This window comes from Verminephrobacter aporrectodeae subsp. tuberculatae At4, assembly GCF_000193225.1.
Lineage (GTDB): Bacteria > Pseudomonadota > Gammaproteobacteria > Burkholderiales > Burkholderiaceae_C > Acidovorax > Acidovorax aporrectodeae.
On record NZ_AFAL01000377.1, the window covers coordinates 1 to 6,001 of the forward strand.

Here is a 6,001-nt window from a genome sequence, read left to right on the forward strand (position 1 = left end):
GCGCTCGCGGGGATAGGCCGGCCGCGTTTTCCCGGGGACCGTAACAGGTCGTCGAGCGACCAGTGCAGGGTCTGTCGCGTCGTCAGTTTACGCATCCGGTTCCGGAATGCGTCGCGAGCCGCACGTGAGATTCGACGCTGGAGTTTGACGGCGAATTCAGTTAACTTGGCCACCGATTGGGCCGCTGAATCAGGGAGAGAAAAGTGAGCGACTGGACCGAACTGGAATCGGAAACCTTCATCGATGGAGCACATCTCTTCGTTCCCTCACGGGACGAACTGCACGAGACGATCGTGCGGGCGATGGACCTCGGGGATCGGCGAGCCTTCGTTATCGAGCTCTCGTGCGGTGACGGTGAGCTCGCTAGGCGCGTGCTCATGCGCCACGGCGCCACGCACTACCTGGGGCTCGATCGGTCCGAACGCATGCGCGAACACGCGAAAGAGCGTCTGTCGCTCTTTGGTGCGCGCGCAGTGGTGGAGTCCTTCGACATTCACAACTTCGCGGACATGTCTCTGCCAAGCCGGCCGGACGCCTTGATTTCGTCCCTGGCAGTTCACCATCTCGACGGCGAAGGCAAGAAGCGCCTGTTCAGGAAGGCGTTTGCCGAGCTCGAGGTGGGCGGGCGCCTCGTGATATGTGACGTGGTGCTTCCCGCGGGTGCCGTGGCCACCGCGATCGCCGCGCAACAGTGGAATTGCGCCGTTGCCCGCAATTCGCTCGATGCCTTCGGCGATCTGCGCGGTCTTGAGCGATTCCACGAACTGGAGTGGAACATGTACAGCGGGACCCCGGTGGGGGACGAGATCGATAAGCCCTCGACCCTGCTCGAGCAGCTCAACTGGGTGCAGGAGTCCGGATTCAAAGACGTCGACGTTATCTGGCATTACGCCGGCCACGCGGTGTTCTGCGCGACGAAGCGATAGTCAATACGAACGACAGGCTCAAGGGGGTCTATGCCGACTGTCGTGGTATTTGGTGATGCGCAAAGCGTGCTCAGCTTCACATCATTGAGCGGTCTCGAACGCCTCACGTGACAAAGTCTCCGGTCATGCGCCTCCCGCTGCGGCCGGCTCGTGCATGCTTTCTTCATCGGACAAGGCGCGCAGCAGTTCGGTCTCGATCTGGATCCGGCGCGCATTGTTTTGCAATTCGGGGCCCTGGATCAGAAAGCTGTCTTCGACGCGCTCGCCCAGGGTGCTGACCTTGGCCAGTTGCACGCTCAGACGGTGCTGCGCCAGGACGCGCGCCACCAGATAGAGCAGGCCGGCGCGGTCGCTGGCGGAGATCGTGAGCAGCCAGCGCTGCGCTTTCTCGTCGGGTTGCAGGCCCACCCGCGGGGCCACCGGAAAGCTCTTCACGCGGCGCGAGACCCGCTTGCGCGCGGGCTCGGAGAGCGGGCCGCCGGCTTCGATGAGGCGCGTCAGATCGCTTTCGACCATCTGCGTGAGTTCGCGGTAATGCCCCGGCTGCGACGACGCCACGACCTGAAAGGTGTCGAGCGCATAGCCGTTGCTTGCGGTGTGCACGCGCGCGTCCAGGATGCTGAAACCCGCGCGGTCGAAGTAACTGCAGATGCGCGCGAAGAGGTCGGCCTGGTCTGCTGTGTAGACCATCGCTTGCAGTCCGTCGCCAGCCAGCGAGGGGCGCGCGCGCACCACCGGTTTCGCGGCCCCCACGTGGCGCGAGAGGTGGCGCGCGTGCCAGGCGATGTCCGCGGCGTCGTGGCGCATGAAGTAGCTCACGCCGAGCGTCGCCCACAGCGCCTTGTGCGCGTCGAACGGCTGCGCGTCGAGCGCCAGCAGCACCAGCGCTTCGCGCTTGCGCGCCTCGATTTCGGTTGCGGCGTCGGACACCCGGCCGCCCAGCGCGCGCAGCGTGGCCCGGTACAGGTCTTCGAGCAGCTTGCCCTTCCAGGCGTTCCAGACCTTCGGGCTGGTGCCCCGGATATCGGCCACGGTGAGCAGGTACAGCGCGGTCAGGTTGCGTTCGTCGCCCATCCGGTGCGCAAACGCGGCGATCACGTCCGGGTCGCTCAGGTCCTGCTTTTGCGCGACGGTGCTCATGGTCAGGTGTTCGCGCACCAGAAATTCGATGCGCCGGGCGTCGTCCCGGTGCACGCCATGCTGGTGGCAAAAGCGCCGCACCTCGGCGGCGCCGATTTGCGAATGGTCGCCGCCGCGGCCCTTGCCGATGTCGTGGAACAGCGCTGCGACGTACAGAACCCAGGGCTTGTCCCAGTCGCCCGCGAGCTGCGAGCAAAACGGGTACTCGTGCGCGTGCTCGGCGATGAAGAAGCGGCGCACGTTGCGCAGCACCATCAGGATGTGCTGGTCCACCGTGTAGACATGGAACAGGTCGTGCTGCATCTGCCCGACGATGCGGCGAAACGGCCACAGGTAGCGCCCGAGCACCGAGGTCTGGTTCATGAGCCGCATCGCGTGCGTGATTCCCGAGGGCTGTTGCAGGATGCGCATGAAGGCGCTGCGGTTCACCGGGTCGCGCCGGAACGCGCTGTCCATCACGCTGCGCGCGTTGTAGAGCGCGCGCAGCGTGCGCGCCGACAGGTCCCCGAGCCCCGGCGTTGTCTGGTAGAGCAAAAAGGTCTCCAGGATCGCGTGCGGGTCGCGCGTGTACAAATCGTCGCCGGCCACTTCGATGCGGCCGGCCTTCTCGAAGAAGCGTGCATTCAGCGGGCGCGGCGCGTGGGTTGACGGGCTCAGCCGCTCCTCGATGTTCAACAGCAGGATCTGGTTCAGCTGCGACACCGCCTTCGCCGCCCAGTAGTAGCGGCGCATCAGGGTTTCGCTGGCGCGCATCGGCAGGCGCGTGCCATCGGGCGCCTGCGAGCGGTAGCCAAAGGATTCGGCAACGGCCGTTTGCAGGTCAAACACCAGCCGATCCTCGCGCCGGCCCGCAGCCGCGTGCAGGCGCGCGCGGATCAGGCACAGCAGCGCCTCGTTGTGCTCGATCTGGCGCAGTTCGAAGGCGGTCGCGATGCCGTTCGCGGCCAGCGCCTTCCAGTGGCTGCCCAGGCCCGCAGCCTGCGCTACCCACAGGATCATCTGCAGGTCCCGCAGCCCGCCCGGCGATTCCTTGCAATTCGGTTCGAGCGCGTAAGGGGTGTTCTCGTACTTGGTGTGGCGCTGGCGCATCTCCAGCGTCTTGGCCAGCACAAAGGCCGCGGGGTTCATCTGCGCACGGTACTGGTGCTGAAATTGGCCGAACAGCGCCGCGCTGCCGCAGAGCAGGCGCGACTCGAGCAGGGAGGTCTGCACCGTGACGTCGCCGGCACTCTCGGCCAGGCATTCGGCCACGGTGCGCACGCTCGATCCGATCTCCAGCCCCGCGTCCCAGCAGCTGCCGATAAAGCCTTCGAGCCGGGAGTGCAGCTCGGGCACCACGGCATCGGGCAACAACAGCAGGACATCGACGTCGGAGCAGGGAAACAACTGCCCGCGCCCGAAGCCCCCCACCGCGACCAGGGCCATCTCGTCGGGCAAGCGGGCGCGCTGCCACAGCGTTTGCAGCAGATCGCCGGCCAGCGTCGACAGTTTGCGCAGCAATGCGCGGATACCGCGCGCGGACGCGCCCGTGGATTGCATCGCCGCGAGCAGCGCGGCCTTGTCGCGGCGGTAGGCGTCGCGCAGCGCATGGAGTTCGGTCATCGTCGTGGGGTACGCAGGGAGGTGGGCCATGCCGGTGTCTCGAATGATGCCTAATCAGACCGCAGAGGGTGTAGGTGAAATGTTCCATGGAACCAGCCAGAGGCCACGGCGGCCCCGTTTCGACGCGCCCGCATGATGCGGCAAAATATGCGGGCTAGGGAAATTACCTGGGCAGCGCGCGGAAGTCTGGGCTATGCTGCCGCAAGTAGCAGCGGCACGGTTCTTGCACATTATGGTCCTCCGAATGTGGCACTGGCGCTGTTCCGGATGGGCGATGCGTCTGCCGCATGCAGCGTTCACGCGCCCATCCCGCGACACAATGCGCCCGTGACCGACCGGGCCGCGACAAAATAACCCGATTGAATTGAAACAAAACGGGAACACAGGGAGGTGGAATTTTTCAAGAAACCAGGGCCGCGCCCTGAAAACGCGAAAAGGGAATTGCAATGACCAAATTGGACGGGAAAATGCCGGCGCAGGAAGCGACCGGTATGGATCGGCGGGAGTTCCTGGGGAGCACGGCCGCGCTGGGCCTGGCTGCAACGCTGTGCGCAACCCAGGCGCAAGCTCAGGCACCCAGGCGCGGCGGGCATCTCAAGCTCGGCATCAACGGCGGAGCCACGACCGACTCACTCGATACGGCGACCTACTCAGGCGCGGTGCTGTTCGCCATCGGCAAGACGTTTGGCGACACGCTGGTCGAGTCGCATCCGGAAACCGGCGCAGCGCTGCCGGCGCTCGCGGAGTCCTGGACCGCGACGCCTGACGCCGTGACCTGGACCTTCAAGATCCGCAAGGACGTGAAGTTCCACAACGGCAAGAAAATGACCGTCGCCGACGTGGTGGCCACGCTCAAACGCCACTGCGATGAAAAGTCCAAGTCCGGGGCGCTGGGCCTTTTGCGCGCGCTCAAGAGCATCGAAGACAGGGGCGGCGACCTGGTCATCGGCTTGACCGAGGGGAATGCCGATCTGCCGCTGATCCTGACCGACTACCACTTGATCGTCCAACCCAATGGCGGCCTGGACAACCCGGGCGCCGCCATCGGCACGGGCCCCTACATGCTGACGAATTACCAGGCCGGTGTGCGCGTCACGTTCAAGAAGAACAAGGACGACTGGCGCTCCGACCGCGGCTTCGTCGATAGCGTCGAGCTGATCGTGATGAACGACACCACGGCCCGCATTGCCGCGCTGTCGTCCGCGCAGGTGCATTTCATCAACTCGATCGAGCCGAAAACCGTCAACCTGCTCAAGCGCATGCCCACGGTCAAGATTCTGCGTTCGTCGGGCAAGGGCTTTTACTGCTTTCTTGCGCATTGCGACACCAAGCCGTTCAACAACAACGATCTGCGGCTGGCGTTGAAATACGCGATCGACCGGCAGGCGATCCTCGAGCGCATCCTCGGCGGCTACGGCACATTGGGCAATGACTACCCGATCAACAGCAATTACGCCTTGGCGCCGCAAGGCATGGAACAACGGGTCTACGATCCGGACAAGGCCGCTTTTCACTACAAGAAGTCCAGGCACGACCAGCCCCTCTTGCTGCGCACCTCGGAGGCGGCGTTCGCCGGCGCGGTCGATGCATCCGTGCTCTATCAGGAGAGCGCGAAGAAGGCCGGCATACAGATTCAGATCAAGCGCGAGCCGGACGACGGGTACTGGACCAACGTCTGGAATGTGCAGCCCTTTTCGGCGTCCTATTGGGGGGGCCGTCCGACGCAGGATGCGCGCTACGCGACGTCCTACATTTCCAGCGCCGAATGGAACGACACGCGTTTCAAGCGGCCCGACTTTGACCAGATGCTGTTGAATGCGCGGTCGGAACTTGACGACACCAGGCGCCGGGCGATCTACCAGGACATGGCCACGATGGTGCGCGACGAGGGCGGGCTGATCCTGCCGGTGTTCAACGACTACCTCAACGGGTCGGTAAAAAATCTCAAGGGCTTCGTCAGCGACATCGGCAACGACATGTCGAACGGCTATGTCGCCTCGCGCGTCTGGTTCGACGCCTGACCCATGGCGGCCATCACGCGGGCTGGCAGTCCGCTGCTCTGGATCATCTTGCGCCGGCTCGGCCTGTCCGCCGCCTTGTTGCTCGCCGTTTCGCTGATGATTTTCTGCGGCATCGAAGCGCTGCCGGGTGATTTTGCGACCACCTACCTCGGCCAGTCCGCAACGCCCGAGGCGGTGGAGAACATCCGCAGAGAACTCGGCCTCGACCGGTCCTTGAGCGCGCGCTATCTCTCCTGGCTCGGCGGCGCCGCGCAGGGTGACTTCGGGACCTCGTGGGCGAATCGCAATTCGGTCAGCGCGCAGATTGGCAAC

Annotated in this window: 3 protein-coding genes and 1 pseudogene; 3 read left to right on the forward strand and 1 reads right to left on the reverse strand. The window is 64.7% G+C overall.

The window, feature by feature from the left end; genetic code table 11:
* The first annotated feature begins 203 nt into the window (after positions 1–203).
* The gene (locus VTU_RS30665; protein WP_010103620.1) at positions 204–926 is read left to right on the forward strand and encodes a class I SAM-dependent methyltransferase; all 723 of its coding nucleotides are present in this window, start codon (positions 204–206) and stop codon (positions 924–926) included.
* A gap of 123 nt (positions 927–1,049) precedes the next feature.
* Here the strand turns inward: VTU_RS30665 and VTU_RS0109490 are convergent, their stop codons facing one another.
* Positions 1,050–3,698, reverse strand: a complete 2,649-nt coding sequence (locus VTU_RS0109490) for a [protein-PII] uridylyltransferase (protein WP_010103621.1) — start codon at positions 3,696–3,698, stop codon at positions 1,050–1,052.
* Positions 3,699–4,114: 416 nt separating this feature from the next.
* Between VTU_RS0109490 and VTU_RS0109495 the strand changes: the two genes are divergently transcribed.
* Both VTU_RS0109495 and VTU_RS0109500 read left to right on the forward strand, forming a co-directional pair.
* Positions 4,115–5,689, forward strand: a complete 1,575-nt coding sequence (locus tag VTU_RS0109495; protein WP_010103622.1) for an ABC transporter substrate-binding protein — start codon at positions 4,115–4,117, stop codon at positions 5,687–5,689.
* Between the two features lie 3 nt (positions 5,690–5,692).
* Positions 5,693–6,001: pseudogene (locus VTU_RS0109500) on the forward strand (ABC transporter permease); the annotation flags it as partial.

What these genes read in the sequence shown, in the direction of transcription:
- VTU_RS0109490 (WP_010103621.1), bottom strand. Translation starts at nt 3,698, where the DNA reads ATGGCCCACCTCCCTGCGTACCCCACGACGATGACCGAACTCCATGCG.
- VTU_RS0109495 (WP_010103622.1), top strand. Translation starts at nt 4,115, where the DNA reads ATGACCAAATTGGACGGGAAAATGCCGGCGCAGGAAGCGACCGGTATG.